The sequence below is a fragment of the Acinetobacter sp. MD2 genome, assembly GCF_035615575.1.
In the GTDB taxonomy this organism is placed as follows: domain Bacteria; phylum Pseudomonadota; class Gammaproteobacteria; order Pseudomonadales; family Moraxellaceae; genus Acinetobacter.
The window spans coordinates 78892-96545 of sequence record NZ_VTDK01000002.1 but is presented as its reverse complement, the minus strand read 5'-3'; the positions used below and the strand labels follow the sequence as shown (position 1 = coordinate 96545).

At 41.6% G+C, this 17654-nt stretch carries 19 protein-coding genes; 3 read left to right on the top strand and 16 right to left on the bottom strand.

The genetic code is table 11. From position 1 onward, the window contains the following. Positions 1-59: 59 nt before the first annotated feature. Positions 60-740 carry a TetR/AcrR family transcriptional regulator gene (locus tag FXN70_RS03720; RefSeq protein ID WP_324646146.1) on the bottom strand — a complete coding sequence of 227 codons (681 nt, stop codon included), beginning with the start codon at positions 738-740 and terminating at the stop codon, positions 60-62. A gap of 138 nt (positions 741-878) precedes the next feature. Here FXN70_RS03720 and FXN70_RS03715 point away from each other — a divergent pair, with 138 nt between their 5' ends. The 3 genes from FXN70_RS03715 (at position 879) to FXN70_RS03705 (ending at position 3569) form a co-directional block, all read left to right on the top strand. Beyond that, entirely contained in the window at positions 879-2090 is a 1212-nt protein-coding gene (locus tag FXN70_RS03715; protein ID WP_324646145.1) for an MFS transporter, read from the top strand. 73 nt (positions 2091-2163) lie between these two features. Next, a complete protein-coding gene (locus FXN70_RS03710) occupies positions 2164-2937 on the top strand; it encodes a helix-turn-helix transcriptional regulator (protein ID WP_324646144.1) in 774 nt (257 codons plus the stop codon). 86 nt (positions 2938-3023) lie between these two features. Beyond that, positions 3024-3569: a glutathione peroxidase gene (locus FXN70_RS03705; RefSeq protein WP_324646143.1), complete on the top strand. Its 546-nt coding sequence runs from the start codon at positions 3024-3026 to the stop codon at positions 3567-3569. Positions 3570-3658: 89 nt separating this feature from the next. Here the strand turns inward: FXN70_RS03705 and adhP are convergent, their stop codons facing one another. From adhP to atpE, 15 genes are all read right to left on the bottom strand, one after another. Next, positions 3659-4690: an alcohol dehydrogenase AdhP gene (adhP, locus tag FXN70_RS03700; RefSeq protein ID WP_324646142.1), complete on the bottom strand. Its 1032-nt coding sequence runs from the start codon at positions 4688-4690 to the stop codon at positions 3659-3661. Positions 4691-4841: 151 nt separating this feature from the next. Next, on the bottom strand, positions 4842-5936 hold the full coding sequence (locus FXN70_RS03695; protein ID WP_324646141.1) for an acyl-CoA desaturase: 1095 nt from the start codon (positions 5934-5936) through the stop codon (positions 4842-4844). Further along, the gene (locus FXN70_RS03690) at positions 5923-7041 is read right to left on the bottom strand and encodes a sterol desaturase family protein (protein WP_324646140.1); all 1119 of its coding nucleotides are present in this window, start codon (positions 7039-7041) and stop codon (positions 5923-5925) included. The genes FXN70_RS03695 and FXN70_RS03690 overlap by 14 nt, the downstream gene beginning before the upstream one ends. A 2-nt stretch (positions 7042-7043) precedes the next feature. After that, positions 7044-7670, bottom strand: a complete 627-nt coding sequence (locus tag FXN70_RS03685; RefSeq protein ID WP_324646139.1) for a phosphatase PAP2 family protein — start codon at positions 7668-7670, stop codon at positions 7044-7046. After that, positions 7663-8955, bottom strand: a complete 1293-nt coding sequence (locus FXN70_RS03680) for a F390 synthetase-related protein (protein ID WP_324646138.1) — start codon at positions 8953-8955, stop codon at positions 7663-7665. The genes FXN70_RS03685 and FXN70_RS03680 overlap by 8 nt, the downstream gene beginning before the upstream one ends. Next, entirely contained in the window at positions 8952-9758 is an 807-nt protein-coding gene (locus FXN70_RS03675) for an MBL fold metallo-hydrolase (protein WP_324646137.1), read from the bottom strand. The genes FXN70_RS03680 and FXN70_RS03675 overlap by 4 nt, the downstream gene beginning before the upstream one ends. Then, positions 9751-10767: an NAD(P)-dependent oxidoreductase gene (locus FXN70_RS03670; protein WP_324646136.1), complete on the bottom strand. Its 1017-nt coding sequence runs from the start codon at positions 10765-10767 to the stop codon at positions 9751-9753. The genes FXN70_RS03675 and FXN70_RS03670 overlap by 8 nt, the downstream gene beginning before the upstream one ends. Further along, entirely contained in the window at positions 10764-11735 is a 972-nt protein-coding gene (locus FXN70_RS03665; RefSeq protein ID WP_324646135.1) for a 3-oxoacyl-[acyl-carrier-protein] synthase III C-terminal domain-containing protein, read from the bottom strand. Before FXN70_RS03665 ends, FXN70_RS03670 begins: the two co-directional genes overlap by 4 nt. Before the next feature lie 184 nt (positions 11736-11919). Beyond that, entirely contained in the window at positions 11920-12339 is a 420-nt protein-coding gene (locus tag FXN70_RS03660) for a F0F1 ATP synthase subunit epsilon (protein WP_324625387.1), read from the bottom strand. Between the two features lie 26 nt (positions 12340-12365). Then, a complete protein-coding gene (gene atpD / locus FXN70_RS03655) occupies positions 12366-13760 on the bottom strand; it encodes a F0F1 ATP synthase subunit beta (protein WP_324625388.1) in 1395 nt (464 codons plus the stop codon). 26 nt (positions 13761-13786) lie between these two features. Then, the gene (gene atpG, locus FXN70_RS03650; protein ID WP_324646134.1) at positions 13787-14656 is read right to left on the bottom strand and encodes a F0F1 ATP synthase subunit gamma; all 870 of its coding nucleotides are present in this window, start codon (positions 14654-14656) and stop codon (positions 13787-13789) included. Positions 14657-14744: 88 nt separating this feature from the next. After that, positions 14745-16289 (bottom strand): F0F1 ATP synthase subunit alpha, encoded by a 1545-nt coding sequence (atpA, locus tag FXN70_RS03645; RefSeq protein WP_324646133.1) that lies wholly within the window; start codon positions 16287-16289, stop codon positions 14745-14747. A 44-nt stretch (positions 16290-16333) separates the two neighbouring features. Further along, positions 16334-16873 carry a F0F1 ATP synthase subunit delta gene (locus tag FXN70_RS03640; protein WP_324646132.1) on the bottom strand — a complete coding sequence of 180 codons (540 nt, stop codon included), beginning with the start codon at positions 16871-16873 and terminating at the stop codon, positions 16334-16336. Positions 16874-16884: 11 nt separating this feature from the next. Beyond that, the gene (locus tag FXN70_RS03635) at positions 16885-17355 is read right to left on the bottom strand and encodes a F0F1 ATP synthase subunit B (protein ID WP_324646131.1); all 471 of its coding nucleotides are present in this window, start codon (positions 17353-17355) and stop codon (positions 16885-16887) included. A 38-nt stretch (positions 17356-17393) separates the two neighbouring features. Next, the gene (gene atpE / locus FXN70_RS03630; RefSeq protein WP_004750052.1) at positions 17394-17639 is read right to left on the bottom strand and encodes a F0F1 ATP synthase subunit C; all 246 of its coding nucleotides are present in this window, start codon (positions 17637-17639) and stop codon (positions 17394-17396) included. Positions 17640-17654 lie beyond the last annotated feature (15 nt).

Sequence of the window (17654 nt, the reverse complement as noted above, 5' to 3'; positions counted from 1 at the left end):
TCTAAAGATACTTATTGTGCAAAATGTCTTATTTAATTGAAATATCGTATTTCAGACATTTATCTTGATTCTTCGACAGCAGCAGTTGGGATTAAAAAGAGATCCCAAACTTGCATCGCATGGGCCACGACTTTGTGTAATTGTGCTTGCGTTGCCCCATCACGCGCCTGTAGGGTTAAGCCCTGAATAATCGTGACATAAAAATCTGTCATTTCATCAATTGGGGTATGCTGAGCAATATCGCCATCTAACAGCCCTTTTTCTAAACGAATTTTTAATTTTTCTTTCTCTTTTAATCGCTTGTCACGAATTTTTTGCTGCACATCGTGGGTTTGCTCTGAACAGTTCACCGTTGCAACCACCAACATACAACCTGAAGGCTTATTCGGCTGCAATAAGCGTTGAATGTTGTTATATAAATAAATTTCAAAAGCAACTTTAGCTGTTTTGGCTTGCTCGAAGATAGGAACAATCGGACAAGCTTCATGCTCTAAATAATAGTCGATACAACGATAAAACAAAGATGCTTTATCGCCAAAACAACTATATAAACTTGGCGGCGTAATTTCTAATGCTTGTGTCAACTCACTAATCGAAGTTGCTTCATAGCCATATTCCCAAAACAATAGCATAGCTTTTTCAAGTGCCTGTTGTTCACTAAAGCACTTTGGACGTCCCCGTTTTTTTTTCGGAAGGTCACTCTTCACCATCACATCACCCGCTACTGTATTTTCGACCATGAACATGACATCTATTTTTATAACAATCACTAATAAATTAATTGACGAATCAGTTTAATTCAACTATTTTTATTTTATAACGTTCACTATTAAATTAATTATACCCTTTCCTCCGATTATTTTCATAAGGTTATTTCGATGGAACATCCGTCTTTATCCGAATCTCATTCTGTTTCTCGTGAAGGCAGTTGGTTTGCGCTTTTAGCCGTCACTATTGCCGCATTTGCACTGGTCACTAGCGAATTTCTGCCTGTTGGTGTACTCAATGATATTGCAACCGACCTAAACATTTCGACAGGTACCGCAGGACTTGTAATTACTTTACCTGGCATTGCCGCAGCGCTGTCTGCATCCTTACTTTCTGTAGGCGTGAAAAATTTAGATCGCCGTTATGTCTTAATGCTGCTAACAGCAATTATGGTCATTGCAAACGCACTTACTGCCTTCTCGCATCATTTTTATCTGTTATTGTTCAGTCGACTGATTTTAGGCATTGCGGTTGGTGGATTTTGGGCAACAGCCATTGCACTGAGTGGCAAACTCGCGCCTGCCCATTTACCCATTGCCAAAGCCACCGCAATTGTCATGGCAGGGGTTACTTTTGCAAGTGTATTAGGTGTGCCAATTGGTACATGGCTTAGCTCACTCTATGGCTGGCGTAGTGCCTTTGGAGTTACTGCCATAATTGGCGCTCTTGTTTTCGTCATTCAAATTTTTTGCTTACCCAAACTTATTCCTGAGTCTGCCATTCAGCTCAAAGATTTACCCGCTCTATTACGCGTTAAAAAAGCACGAATTGGGATTATTATTGTACTGCTAATTGGCTTAGCCCATTTTTGTGCTTACAGTTACCTTGCTCCATTTTTTAAACACGTTGCAGGCTTTCATCCATCCACCATCAGCACATTACTGCTTCTATATGGTGTAGCAGGAATTGTTGGAAATGCTTTTTCAGGCTATAGCGGCAACTTAAATATTCGTTATACCCTTGCATTTATTGGGCTATGTTTCGCAGTGGTCTTTTTAGGTTTTCCATTACTTGCAACCCATACCTTTGGTGCATTTATTTTAACTGCATTATGGGGCTTTGCCTTTGGTGCATTCCCTACCGCAGGAAATATTTGGATGTTCCTGCATGCACCACATGCAGTCGAAAAAGGGATGCCCCTATTTGTGTCTTTATTCCAAGTCATGATTGCCGTTGGCTCATTATTTGGTGGCATGGTAGTTGATCACTTTAATGAAAGCACCCTGCTTTATGGCGTACTCAGTTTTATTGTATTAGCAATTATCTGCTTATTTACCTTGGCACGCGGATTAAACAACCCTAAACCTTGTTCAAATACATAAACATGTGCTTACGCTAATATTTATGCTAAAAATAGGATGCAAATTTTAACTTTGACATCCTGTGAGTCATGGCATGCAAATCAACCATTTTTCATCGACATTTGATTCTATTTCGAATGCAATTGAAGTCTATGAGTTTTTGTTCCAGCCTGATGATTCAATTGCCTCACATGCTTGTTTGTGGGGCGATTTTAATTTTAGTCTAGATGGCATGTTGCAATTACAAGTCGGTGATAAACAGTTTTTTGCCCCACCTAATTATGGCCTTTGGCTGCCACCGCATACAGCACATAGTTGTCTTGCCATAGACCAACACGATACTCATTTTATTTGTATTCGTATTCACCCGCTACTTTGTCAGCAGCTTTATACTCAGCCCAAAACATTAAGTATTTCACCATTTTTTCAGTCGTTAATGCATGAAGTCCTAACGCATAAATCACACAAAGATTTAGCATATGATCATCTTTTACATGTGGTCTTTGATCAGTTAAAAACTGCACAAAGTTATGATCATTATTTGCCGCAAACCATGCATCCCGACTTACAGATGATTCTGCAACAATTACGGCAACCTGAACGCTTTAAAGAGTCGACATCACAAATTCTAGCTGCATTTGCGTTAAGCGAACGACAAATCCTGCGCTTAAGTCAACAAGAATTGCAATTGCCAATTTCTGAATGGCGTAACCGTGCCAAAATTATTGAAGCAATCGCGCAACTACAGCAAGGGAATCCGATTAAATCGATTGCGTACCAACTAGGGTATCGACATAGTTCCAGTTTTATTGAGTTTTTTAAACGCTACACAGGACAAACGCCACAAAAACTACGTCAATCTGTCTGATTTTTTTAACTTTTACAAAATTCGCTTGTATTTTTTCCTAAATCTTTTTACAAGTAAAATCATCTTTTTATTTTTTAGGCATCAGCATGAGTAACTCGGTTTACCACATTCCAGTCAAAAACATTCAAGGTCAAATGGTTGATCTTGAACAATATCAAGGCAAAGTGCTTCTTATTGTGAATGTCGCCTCTAAATGTGGTTTAACACCACAATATGAAGGTTTAGAAAAACTGTATCAGGCAAAAAAAGCACAAGGTTTAGAAATTTTGGGCTTCCCTGCCAATAACTTTTTAGAGCAAGAGCCTGGTTCTGAACAAGAAATCCAAGACTTTTGTTCTTTAACGTACGATGTACATTTTCCACTTTTTGCTAAAATTTCGGTGGCAGGTGAAGATAAGCATCCGTTGTATCAAGCTTTAATCGCGGCACAACCTACTCGTATTGGTGAAGGGCCATGGTGGAAAGATTTGGTCGATTATGGTTTAACCCCAAATGAACCACCTGAAGTATTATGGAATTTTGAGAAATTTTTGGTGAATAAACAAGGTGAAGTGGTTGCGCGTTTTGCTCCAGATATGACGGCAGATCATCCTGAAATTTTAGCGGCAATAGAAACTGAATTAGCCAAATAATTTGAACAAATTAGCAATACCAATGGATATTCGTCATTTTTTTGCGAATAAAAAAAGAGGGTGAAATCACCCTCTTTTTTATATATTCACTAAAGACGTAAATCAATGACGATACGCCCATCAATTTTACCGTGTTCCATACGCTCAAAAATATCATTAATATTTTCAAGTGGTTCAACGCTAATATGTGCGGTCACTTTACCTCGTGCTGCAATATCTAAGGCTTCTTTTAAGTCTAAACGAGTACCCACAATTGAACCACGCACGGTAATGCCATCAAGTACCATATCAAAAATTGACAAATCAAATTTACCCGGTGGCAAACCATTTAACACCATGGTTCCGCCACGGCGCACAATCGACACCGCTTGTTCAAAGGCTTTTGGTGATACCGCTGTGACCAATACCCCATGGCAACCATCGCCAGTGGCTTTTAAGACTTCTTCTTTCACATTGCTTTTCAGTGCATTAATGGCAACATCTGCACCTAGTTTTAAAGCTAAATCAGTTTTTGAATCATCGACATCAATTGCGACAACATTAAAGCCCATGGTTTTCGCATATTGAATCGCAACATGCCCTAAACCACCAATGCCCGAAATTGCAACCCAATCGCCAGTTTTGGCTTCGGTCATTTTCAGGCCTTTGTACACAGTTACGCCTGCACATAAAATCGGTGCAATTTCGAGTAGATCAACCCCTTCAGGAATCACACCAACATATTCACCATCGGCAAGGCAATATTCAGCAAAACTGCCATTCACCGAATAGCCAGAGTTTTGTTGTTCTTTACATAAAGTTTCCCAGCCGGCATAGCAATGGTCGCAATGACCACATGCTGAATATAGCCATGGTACACCGACTTTATCGCCGACTTTTAAATGGGTAATGCCTGCGCCAATTTCAACCACCTCGCCCACACCTTCATGGCCTGGAATGAATGGAACCGTTGGTTTAATCGGCCAATCGCCATGCATGGCATGTAAGTCGGTATGGCAAACACCGGTCGCCAACATTTTAACCAATACTTTTCCCGCAGTGACTTTGGGAATTTCAACTTGTTTAATTTCTAAAGGCTGATTAAATGCGGTGACCACAGCCGCTTTCATTGTACTTCCCATCTTCTATGCTCCTTGTTGTTTTGTATCATGAGGGATCGCTTTTCCTAAACGTCCTTCTGTTTAACTAACATACGGCACAGCAGGTTGGAATTTGGTAGGTATATAAATTTCAATGACATAGCAATCTAAGAAGGCTATCAATCAAGACGGTTTACGGTTTTTGCCCCATTCGCGTCAGGAACGTCTTTTGCTCTTTTAACAGTTCTTTATAACCAATACAGCGATAGTCATATCCGTGTTCTTGGGCAAGCTGTGCCACAATTTTGGCTAATTCAGCATAATGCCGATGATTCCAATTCGGGAAAAGATGATGGGTCAAATGCAAATTGAGCCCACCAAATAAACCATTCAGGGCTGAAATAGACGGCTGCCAATCACAGGCAGTGGCAAAGTTATGTGCATACCAGCCCTGTGGCATTTTGCCATCGACTGGCGCTTGGTAAAATTCTGTTTCTGCCCAATGTGTGCCAAGCAATAAGAACACCACGCCTAAAGATGCGACCATTTGTGAGACAAAATAAATTGCAAAAATAGCGCCCCAAGAAATATTTTGCGTCAAAAAGAGCATTGGAACAATTAAAACCACCACAAAATGTAAAACTTTGCTCGATAAAAAGATCAGCCAACCTTCTAAATTGGCTAAAATTTTTCTTTCTGCGAGTGGGGTTTTATCTAAACGATCTGACCAATCAAAAATCCATGCAATATAAGGTAACGATAACGCTGCCACCACAGGCCAGTAATAATACTGATAGCGCATATGCGGATACCATTTTTGAAAAGGCATTTGCCGAATGACGCCATTTTCCTCTGAGTCTAAATCGTAGTGTTCAATGTTTGGATAAAAATGGTGATAATCAACATGACGCACACGCCAATAATCGGCATCAATGCCAAGTGGCAAAGTTACTAGCCGACACGCCAACCAGTTTAATCGGCGTGATTTAAAAAAGGCATTATGGCTTGCATCATGTAACACATTAATATTTAAAAACATTGCTGAGCACATAAAGCCAAAGTAAAAAAGGGAAAATAACCAAATACTGTGCTGATTTAAACTCAACACATAGCACAGCACACACAACGTCAGTACGAGTGCATTTTTAATAAATATACTTTGATTGGCATATCGATGGTCTTTTTTGCCTTCTAAATAACATCGTGCCTGTTGTATTAACGCCTTATGAAACGCGGCATCTTGTTCAGTTAAGTAACGTAAAGGTGCTAAGGTATTAGACGATTTCATGGATTTTCTTCGATAATATCAGCCATTTGATCAACGTCATCAGTCCATGTGCTGCGGCTAAACACAAAAAGAGCTGCCAATACCACTGCGACCATGACCACATGCCAAGAAAAACAAACACCGCTGAACACGTTAAAAGAAACCAACTGTAGATACCCCAAATGCGCCCTTCTGCAATTGCGCCCAAGGCGATGGTTCCAAGCACTAAATAACTAAACAACGCATATTGCTGCACGCCGACATTGTTATAGCCATAACCATAAGTATAGATATAACAAATGGTTAATGTGAATAATAAAAAACCACCTGTACTAAAATGCACATCCGACAGGCGATATTTTTCATTCAATTTTGGTGTGCGAAATGGAAGCTTAAACAGTTGAAAAAATGGAATATTGTTGGCAAGAAAAGGATTGCTTGAGGCTACACCATAGGAACCATAACAAAATGGCTTTTGGGGCAATGCCGCTTGAAAACTACCAAAAAGTTTATCCCAAAAAATGAAGGTGCCCCCAAAATTATGGTTCGAATAAAACTTATCTTTGACATGATGAATACGATGATGCGCAGGCGTCACCAAGATTTTTTCTAAAAAGCCAAGTTTTGGCGTAACGGCATTATGGTTAAAAAATTGCACCGAATAATGCAACATCGACACCACCACAAACATATAGGTCGGCACACCTAAAATGGCCATAAACATAAAAAACGGAATGGAGGTCAGCGATGAATACCACGAATTACGCATCGCCAAGGATAAATTAAAGTGCTCCCCTTGATGATGAACCACATGCACCGCCCAAAATAACGGTATTTTATGGTGTAATCGATGTAGCCAATAAAAGCCCAAATCCCATGCAAAAATCGCAAAAATCCATATGATGACAACAGGCAGGTTTTGAAATAAATCTAAACTAAAGTGGGTGTAAACGAAGTTAAAGCAGATGATTTCTAGGCCACGAAACAGCCACAGCACAATATGCCCAGAATTCAGGTTAAAAATGATATCTTGCCAATTCACCTGTTGTTTTTTAACACGCTGTAAAATAAACGCTTCTAAAAGAATAAGAACAAGCAAGATCATCAATGGGGCTGCAAGCTGCATACTCATCTCCCTCCGTGGCGATTCAATGGCGCTGCATAGTTCATGCGCTTTAAGCCATAGTAAACACCGGCCCCAACCACAGTGGCTAGACATGCGCCTGAAACTAAATCTAAGAATAAATGTCTTTTTAAAAAAAGTACAGAAAGGCAAATCACACCGCCCCACAGCGCCATTAATATAGATTTGACCTTTTGTTTTTGATTAATATATCCAAGAACAACAATCAAGGTTAATGCCACATGCAAGGAAGGTAAGCAATTATTTTCGGTATCGACGGACATCAGCGCACCCAGCAATTGTGCGTGAATTGAGCTTCCAATCGGTGCAGCACTGAGCATACTGGTTGGAAAAAACAAATAGATGCTGCCTGCAATCAGACTGGTCAGCATAAAACAGACTGCCATCCAACGCACCCGATGCAATGGTGCAGATAAAAAAGACACTGGAATAATGATAAAAAAAGACAAATACGGCCAAATAGCATAGGGCGTAAATGGAATAAGTTGATCTATTTTGGACGGATGCAATAGCGTGGCTTTGGCCTGTAACAGCGAATTAAACTGATAAATGAACCCAACCGTGCCCCATCCAATCAACAGATGAATTAGGCGATAACTCCGCTTATTCACATGTCCACCGTTGTCGGATAATTCTGCGTCTTTTTAGGGTAAAGTCGACTGGAATGTCTGAGACGCTTGTGATTTTCCAACTTAAGTTTGCAATATTTGCACCTTGAGTTTTAAAGTATTGGCTTAAGTTTTCGGTACACGCCATTAACGCTGCTCGCTCACAACAGGCAATCAGTTCAAATACATTTTGTTCTTTTTGAATCAGCCTATAATCGCTGTCTAAAGGCAAGGTTTGAGCAATAATGCGACTACAATAATCTGCAAAAATTGTCATTTCTTTGCCTGATGCATCTTTAAGTAGAATTTGATCGTCCTGACGACCTTCAATTGCAGCAATCGCCATACTGTGACTGCCACACAAACAAGGGGTCGGATCTCGAAGCAAAATATCATCTAAACGATACCGGACAATCGGCTGAGTTTTGCGACTAAAATCGGTAATAATGGGAACAAACCGATGTTCATCCAGCCATTCGGCTTCAACAATCAAACTTTCTTCATTTAAGTGCAAAGTTCCATGCGCACACGTTGCTGCTAAAAAACCTTCTGTGGCTTGATAAACTTCACCAATCTGATCAAACGCTTGCGCTAATATTGCACGGTCTTGCGCATCTAAAACTTCAGCCGCTGAAATGACTTTTTTAGGTGAAATATTTAATCTTCCGGCTAATTTTTCTTTAGCCATTGCCGTTAACACTTGGGCGGGTGCCACAATAATGGTGGGCTGATAGGCACTCAGTTTAGTCAACTGTTGTTGAAAATTTTCAAATAAACCAAAAAAATTTAAGCTCAGCCAATGACTATTCACACTTTGATAAAGATGATTATCGGCACGTAAAAATAGTGCTATTCGCTCTTTGGCAAACAGTCCGTTTGGAAGTAACTTGGCCAAAATACTGCCCGCCCACAATTGTTGTTCTTCAGGGCTGACCACAAATAATCCCCGTTGTCCCGATGTACCCGATGACAATCCGACACTATACTTTCCCACCTTCGAACTAAAATCTTTTGAGCGTTCGCTGTCTAAAGCACAGCGGAATAAGCGGTCTTTTTTAAGTCCCGCCGTATTCATTGCATCAAAATGCTGCATCATTAATGGCTTATCCATGCGTGGCCATTCGGCCAGCGGTATATGCAGAAATTGACGAAAATAAGGACTTTGGCTTAATACTTGGGTTTTAAATTTGGAAAACTGTTGCTGTTGAAACTGCTCTAACGCGTCACGGCTTTTAAATTTTCGTTTTGTGCTTGTCCAATAATACCAAAGGGTTTTTAAGCGTTTCATTGGCTGCCCTCGTGGCTTAAATAAATTTTCACTTGGTCATTTTTAGACAATTGATGCAATTTATTTAAGGTTTGATCATAAGCTTTGGCATCATCCATAATTACATAGGCAAGCCGAGATGGTTTTTTAAGGTTTTGGTAATTTTCTTTGGTCCATGCAGCATCACTTGCCAACAACACCCAGCCTTGTTCGGTTTGCACAAATGCACCGATATGCCCTGCCGCATGCCCGGGCAAATCAACCAAAAAAACCTGTTGCTCGCTATTAGGCAGCGCATAGCCGTGTGTAAACGGCAATAAAACTTCAGGCAAAGTGCAAAATTCAAAATTTTCGATAAACTCTACACGCTGCTCAAAATTATTTGGAATTAACGCTGGAATAAAAGCACGTTTTAATGCTTTGATTCCACGTAATTTTTTTGTTTTACTCCAAGCTTGCTTTGAACAAATAAACTGGCTGGCTCGGAAATCTGCTAGCCCTGCAATATGGTCGGCATGAAAGTGCGAAATGATCACATGATTGATTTGATGGTGTTCAATACCGATTCGACTTAATTGCTGCTGTATGGATTCGTAAGCATTAAAAGTCACCGGAGTCATTTTTCGATACAACTGAAACAATCCCGACCGCGTGGCTGCATGGAAATGTTCGGCATAGCCGGTATCCCATAGCCATTTTTGATCATTCACCTCAATTAACCATGCCTTAGCGGGAAATTTACAGGCTTTCAACCCTGCACCTTGCTGCACCATACATAGTGGATGGGTACAGTATCCCACTTCAAAAGTCGTTAATTTAGCCATTGAAGAATGCATCCTGTTGTTTAAACCATGTAGCGGTCATTTGAATGGCTTCATCTAATTTATAGATGGGTCGATATCCTAAGCGATGAATAGCAGCATCTTGGCTGAGCGTCATATCAAAATGCAAAGCACCGATGCTATAACGGGTCAATTGCGGCTCTTTGTGGGTAAATTTTGCGATCAATTCTTGCATTGCTGCGATACGATCTAAAACTAAATATGGCACAGCTTGAATTTGATAATGCAGTTTTAATTGCTCTTTTAGCAGTCGGTTTAAGATGCTTGCCAATTGTATCGGTTGTTGATTGGTAATGTTAAAACTTTCGCCTGACGCTAAATTGTTTTGGGTCGATGCTAAAAATAACGCATGCACCACATTTAAAACAAAGGTCAAATCACATACAGCTTGCCCGCCACGCGGCAAATGTAATTTGCCTTTTTTACTGCGGATTTGTGCCAAAATGCGCGGAATAATCACGTTATCGTGTGGGCCAAAAATCCCTCTGGGACGCAAAATAATAAACGTAGTGGCAGGAAAGTTTGGCACTAACTTTTGAATAGCACATTCTGCGGCATATTTCGTTTTGGCATAGTCATTGGCAAAAGGCTGCGCTAAAAAGCTTTCTGGAATGTCGTGATGATGCTGAAAGTCAAAATAAATCGATGGTGTAGAAACATGAATAAAACGTTTTGTACCCAACTGTGCCGTCCAAAAGGCAAGTTTTGTGGTGACCACTGTGTTGATGTGATGAAATTGTTGAGAACTCCCCCACGGAGAAGATAACGCCGCACAATGCCAAACAATATCGCAATCGGTTAAGAGTTTTTGATAATCATTGTCTGAAGCAACGGTTAAATCTAAAGCGGTAAAGGTTGCACCTAAAGCCTTAAGTGCCTGCCCTACCGTTTCATTGCGACCAGTTGCATGCACAACATAGCCTTGGCTAAGCAACCATTCTACGGCATTTCGGCCTAAACCACTGGTTGCGCCAGTCACTAAAAATTTCATGGCAAAATAACCATGCCGGCAAAGGTTAAACCTGCGGCTGTACCAATCAACATACAAGGTTGCTCAGGCTTCAATTGCTGACTAATGACCGCTTCATGCAACGCAGAAGGAATTGAAGCTGCAATTTGATTGCCGCGATAACGATAAATATTAATAAAGGCTTCTTCAGGAATCATCAGTCGTCTGCGCATATGTTCTAACGACAAATGACTGGCTTGATGCGGAATCACGGTTTTAATTTGCGCTAAACTCAACCCTGCCGAGCTCATCAGTTTGGTAAAAAAAGGCTCAATTAACGACGCTGCTAATTTAAATAATGGTTTGCTTTGCATCTGAAATAAAAAGTCGCTGTCGTTCATACCCGATCTTAAATTACGCCGCGTTCCACCTGCGCGAATTTGGCATAACTCAAGTCCTTCAGGATGGGTTTCCAACGCATAAGATAAAATCCCGCTTTTGCCATTACCTTGTTCAATAATGGCACAAGCTGCACCATCGCCAAAAAGCATCGAAGATTCTTCGTCATTCCAGTCTAAACCGCGTGATGCCAATTCGGCAGATACAATCGCCACGCGCCGATAACTGTTCATATTGACCAAACACGCGGCGGTATGTAAAGCGGTTAAGAAACTTACGCAACTAACATTAATGTCCATGCCTGCGGTATGTTTCGGCAAGGAACTGGCATGAATAATATGTGCGGCACTATAAGGCAAAGCTTGAATGGGAATAGCAGATGCACAAATGAGTAAATCAATCGATTCCGGTAAAATATTATTTCGGGTTAAGGCATCATTCAGGGCTTGAACAGCAAGATCGGCTTGGCTTAAGTGCAAATCGGCATGATAACGATATTCGATACCTGAACGCTGAAAAGAATAACCCTCTGGCTTATTTAATTTTTGATCTAATTCAACAGCTGTGAGTTTATTTTTTGGTAATGCACTGCCAGTTGCAATAATTTTCATTGGTATAAAGTTTGGATGTTTTTTTACTGCTTTGATTGTTATGTTCAACAGAAACCTCAAAATCTATCATTTAGACGATATACGGCCAATATATATACTATAGTGCGTCTTTCTGCAATAAACCCAAATAGCGCACATAAAAAAAGCCACTCTTTCGAGTGGCTTTTCAATCTTAAACCTACACTTATTGTGCGCGGTTCTTGATTTTGCGGATGGTTTCCAACTGAGCAGCAGTTTCTGCAAGTGCAGCCAAAGCAGCAGCAGCATCCAAATCGCTTTTTTGATTCGCTAGCAAGTTTTCAGCATTTTTACGTGCTTCAATAATTGCCGCTTCATCTAAGTTGTCAGCACGAACTGCAGTATCTGCAAGAACGGTCACAACATGCGGTTGAACTTCTAGAACACCACCAGATACATAGATTAACTCTTCTGTACCATCTGCAAGCAGAACGCGAATTGCGCCCGGCTTGAGTAAAGTTACAAGTGGTGCATGACCCGGCATAATACCCAGTTCACCACCTGCACCTTTTGCGATTAGCATTGTTACAGCGCCAGAGTACAAAGACTCCTTTACACTGACAACATCACATTGCATTGTAGACATGAGAATCTCCTAAATTAGGTAACTAATTAAAGTTTCTCAGCTTTAGCAATAACTTCGTCAATACCACCAACCATATAGAACGCTTGTTCTGGAATGTGGTCGAATTCACCAGCTAAAAGACCTTTAAAGCCACGAATTGTTTCTTTAAGCGGTACAAGTTTACCAGGCGCACCAGTAAACACTTCAGCTACGTGGAACGGTTGAGAGAAGAAACGTTGGATTTTACGCGCACGGTAAACAGTCAACTTATCTTCTTCTGCAAGCTCGTCCATACCAAGAATTGCGATAATGTCTTTCAATTCTTTATAACGTTGAAGAACGTTTTGAACTGAACGAGCAATTTCGTAATGCTCAGCACCAACAACCAATGGGTCTAACTGACGTGAAGTTGAGTCAAGTGGATCGATCGCTGGATAAATACCACTCGACGCGATGTCACGGCTCAATACAACAGTTGCATCTAAGTGAGCAAATGTAGTTGCAGGCGATGGATCTGTTAAGTCATCGGCAGGTACGTAAACCGCTTGGATCGAGGTGATCGAACCAGATTTAGTTGACGTAATACGCTCTTGAAGAACACCCATTTCCTCTGCAAGTGTAGGCTGATAACCTACTGCAGATGGCATACGACCTAACAATGCAGATACTTCAGTACCCGCCAATGTGTAACGGTAAATGTTGTCAACGAACAACAATACGTCACGGCCTTTACCATTTTCGTCTTTCTCATCACGGAAATATTCAGCCATGGTCAAACCAGTTAACGCTACGCGTAAACGGTTACCCGGTGGCTCGTTCATCTGACCGTAGACCATTGCTACTTTGTCTAGAACGTTAGAATCTTTCATTTCGTGATAGAAGTCGTTACCTTCACGCGTACGCTCACCAACACCAGCAAACACAGATAAACCTGAGTGAGCTTTCGCGATGTTGTTGATCAATTCCATCATGTTTACGGTTTTACCAACACCGGCACCACCGAATAAACCAACTTTACCACCTTTAGCAAACGGGCAAAGTAAGTCAATGACTTTAATACCAGTTTCTAAAAGGTCAGTAGATGCAGCTTGTTCAGCATAAGAAGGTGCTTGACGGTGAATCGGCAAACGCGCTTCAGTTGCAACTGGACCAGCTTCATCAATTGGGCGACCCAAAACGTCCATGATACGACCAAGTGTTGCTGTACCAACTGGTACAGAAATTGGTGCATTCGTGCTCGTTACGTTAAGACCACGTTTAAGGCCTTCGGTTGAACCCATCGCAATAGTACGAACTACGCCATCACCAAGTTGTTGCTGAACTTCTAATGTAGTTTCAGTGCCATCAACGTGGAGAGCGTCATAGATCTTAGGAACGCTGTTACGTTCAAACTCGACGTCGATAACCGCGCCGATGATCTGAATGATACGACCGCTACTCATTGCTGTCTCCTCAATTCAAAATAATGTTAAACGGCAGCGGCACCACCAACGATCTCAGAAATTTCCTGAGTAATCGCGGCTTGACGCAGCTTGTTATAAATAAGTTGTAGGCTCTTGATCAAGTCACCTGCGTTGTCGGTTGCAGCTTTCATTGCCACCATACGTGCAGATTGTTCACAAGCGATGTTTTCAATCACACCTTGATACACCATAGACTCGATGTAACGAACCAATAAACCATTTAAAAGCTCTTCAGCTTCTGGTTCATACAAGTAATCCCAACCGTATTGGCGGTTAAGGTCTTGTGTTTCATCAGCTTGCGCCAATGGAACCAATTGTTCGATTTTTTGGTTTTGAGTCATGGCATTGACAAAGCCGTTTGATACTAGATAAATACGATCTAACTCGCCTTTATCGAAAGCATCTAACATCACCTGTACAGAACCAGTTAACTGTTCAAGGCTTGGCGCGTCACCTAAATTGGTGGTTGCACCCAGCACTTTACCGCCGTAGTTTTTAAAAAACGAAACCGCTTTTTGACCAATCAAAGCAAATTGAACTTCAATTGACTGCTCTTGTTGCTGTTGAACGTGTTTCACCACTTTCTTGAACAAGTTAATGTTCAAACCACCAGCAAGGCCACGATCTGAAGACACAATAATATAGCCAACGCGTTTGACAGGGCGTTCAACCATATAACGGTGTTTATATTCAGGATTCGCTTGTACCAAATGAGCAATTACACGGTGCATATTTTCGGCATACGGACGGCCTAGAGCCATGCGCTCTTGCGCACGACGCATCTTAGACGCTGCTACCATTTGCATCGCGCGAGTAATCTTTTGCGTGCTCTTGATACTAGCGACTTTGGCGCGAATTTCTTTTAAATTTGCCATACGCTTAACCTAGTATTCGAAAGCCCTTTCGAGCTTTCGAAGGTTGATCCGTGAACCAAACCATAACTAGATTCAACATCGTTGAATCTTAGTAAGTTTGAGTCGCTTTAAAGCTTTCAATACCTGCTTTGAATGCAGCTTCGATGTCTTTGTCGTAGTTACCAGTTTCATCGATTTTTTGCATTAACGCAGCATGTTCTGAACGGAAGTAAGCAATTAACGCAGCATCAAAGTCTACGATTTTCTTCACTTCAACGTCAGCCATGTAGCCTTCGTTAGATGCATAAATTGAAACAGCTTGGTCTGCAATTGAATATGGAGCATATTGTTTTTGCTTCATTAATTCAGTTACACGTTGACCATGTTCAAGTTGCTTACGAGTTGCTTCGTCAAGGTCAGAAGCAAACTGAGCAAACGCTGCCAATTCACGGTATTGCGCCAAAGCGGTACGGATACCACCAGACAATTTTTTGATGATTTTAGTCTGAGCCGAACCACCAACACGAGATACCGAGATACCCGCATTCACAGCAGGACGAATACCCGCGTTGAACAATGAGGTTTCAAGGAAAATCTGACCGTCTGTAATCGAAATTACGTTGGTTGGAACGAATGCAGATACGTCACCCGCTTGAGTTTCAATAATCGGTAATGCAGTTAAAGAACCAGTTTGACCTTTAACTTCACCGTTAGTGAATTTCTCAACGTAGTCCGCAGAAACGCGCGAAGCACGCTCAAGCAAACGTGAGTGAAGATAGAATACGTCACCTGGGTACGCTTCACGACCTGGTGGACGACGAAGAAGCAATGAAATTTGACGGTAAGCAACGGCTTGCTTAGACAAATCATCATAAATAATTAATGCATCTTCACCGCGGTCACGGAAGTATTCGCCCATTGTACAACCAGAGTACGGAGCAAGATACTGCATTGCAGCAGGATCAGCCGCCGCAGCTGCGACAACAGTGGTATACGCCATAGCGCCAGTTTCTTCAAGCTTACGTACCACGTTAGCGATAGTCGATTGTTTTTGACCAATTGCAACGTATACACATTTAATGCCTGAGTTTTTCTGAGCGATGATCGCATCGATCGCCATTGCTGTTTTACCAGTTTGACGGTCACCAATGATCAACTCACGCTGGCCACGACCTACAGGGATCATGGTATCAACTGATTTATAACCAGTTTGAACAGGTTCGTCGACCGACTGACGCCAAATTACGCCTGGTGCTACTTTTTCAACAGCATCAGTTAATTTTGCATCAATTGGGCCTTTACCATCAATTGGATTACCCAAAGCGTCTACTACACGGCCTAAAAGTTCTGGACCAACCGGAACTTCTAATACACGACCTGTGCAACGTGCTTTTTGGCCTTCTTGTAGGCTTAGGTAGTTACCTAAAACAACGGCACCCACTGAATCCTGTTCTAGGTTCAGTGCCATACCAAATAAGCCGCCGTCAAATTCGATCATTTCACCGTACATTGCATCAGCAAGACCGTGAATGCGCACGATACCGTCAGATACCATGACGATGGTACCTTCGTTTTTAGCGGTCGCGCTGGTGTCCAGATCGCCGATACGCTGTTTAATGAGCGCACTGATCTCGGATGGATTCAGTTGTTGCATTGCGCTATTCCTCAATCTTTTTAAAGTTCAGTCTTCAAATGCTATTAAGCAAGAAGACGAGTCCGCATTTTTTCAAGCTTGTTCAGCGCCGAATCATCGATTACTTGATCGCCTGCACGAATCACAACACCTGCAATAAGCTCAGGTTTCACTTCAACAGAAACATTCACTGCCGCGTTAAAACGTTTTTCTAACGCATGTGCAAGCAACTGTTCTTGAACAGAAGTTAATGGAAATGCCGATTCAATTACGACATCAACCGTGTTGTTATTTTGTGCTTTAAGCTGTTCGTATTCTGCTGCAATTTCAGGCAACAAAGACAAACGACCATTTTCAGCTAGCATTGTCAAAAAGTTCGACGTTGCTTCTGTAGTTTGGTCTTGACCTAAAACTTTCGCAAAAAGCTCAACTTGCTCTTTTGGAGTAAGTTCAGGACGACTCAAGTAAGCGGAGAATGCTTCATCTTGCACAGCAGCACTGAGCATTTGTAATGCATTTGACCAAGCGTCAGTTGCATTTTGCTCAGTTGCATAAGCAAAAGCTGCCTTTGCGTATGGGCGTGCCAACGTCAAGAGTTCAGCCATATTCGCCTCTCTTAAAGTTTAGCTGCCAGCTGAGTCAGCATGGCATTGTGAGCTTCAGCATCAACAGTTTGGTTCAGAATTTTCTCTGCGCCGTCTACTGCCAAAGCAGCAACATGTTGACGTAGTTCTTCGCGAGCATTGTTGATTTCTTGGTCAACCGCTTCTTTCGCTTGTTGACGAATACGCTCACCTTCAGCAGATGCTTGAGTACGCGCTTCTTCGACCAATTGCGCACCGCGACGGTTCGCTTGTTCGATCAACTGAGCTGCTTGTGCTTTTGCCGCGTCTAATTCAGCTTTTACTTGCGCCTGTGCATCAGCAAGGTCAGCTTTCGCTTTTTCAGCAGCATTTAAGCCATCAGCGATTTTACGCTGACGCTCACTAATCGCATTGATTAGTGGTGGCCATACAAACTTCATGCAGAATGCGACAAAAATCGCAAATGCAATTGCTTGGCCAATCAATGTGAGGTTGATATTCATTGCTATTCCTCAATAGTTTAATTTAGGAATTAAGCTGATTAACCTACAAACGGATTAGCGAAGATGAAGAACAAGCCAATACCAACACCGATCATAGGTACAGCATCAAGAAGACCTGCGATTAAGAACATACGTGTTTGAAGTTGTGGAGCAAGTTCTGGTTGACGAGCAACAGCTTCTAAAAAGCGACCACCTAAAAGACCAAAACCAATTGCTGTACCCAAAGCACCAAAAGCGATTAAGATAGCAGCCGCAATTGCAACTAAACCTGGAACGATAGACATAAAAAATTCCTCAGA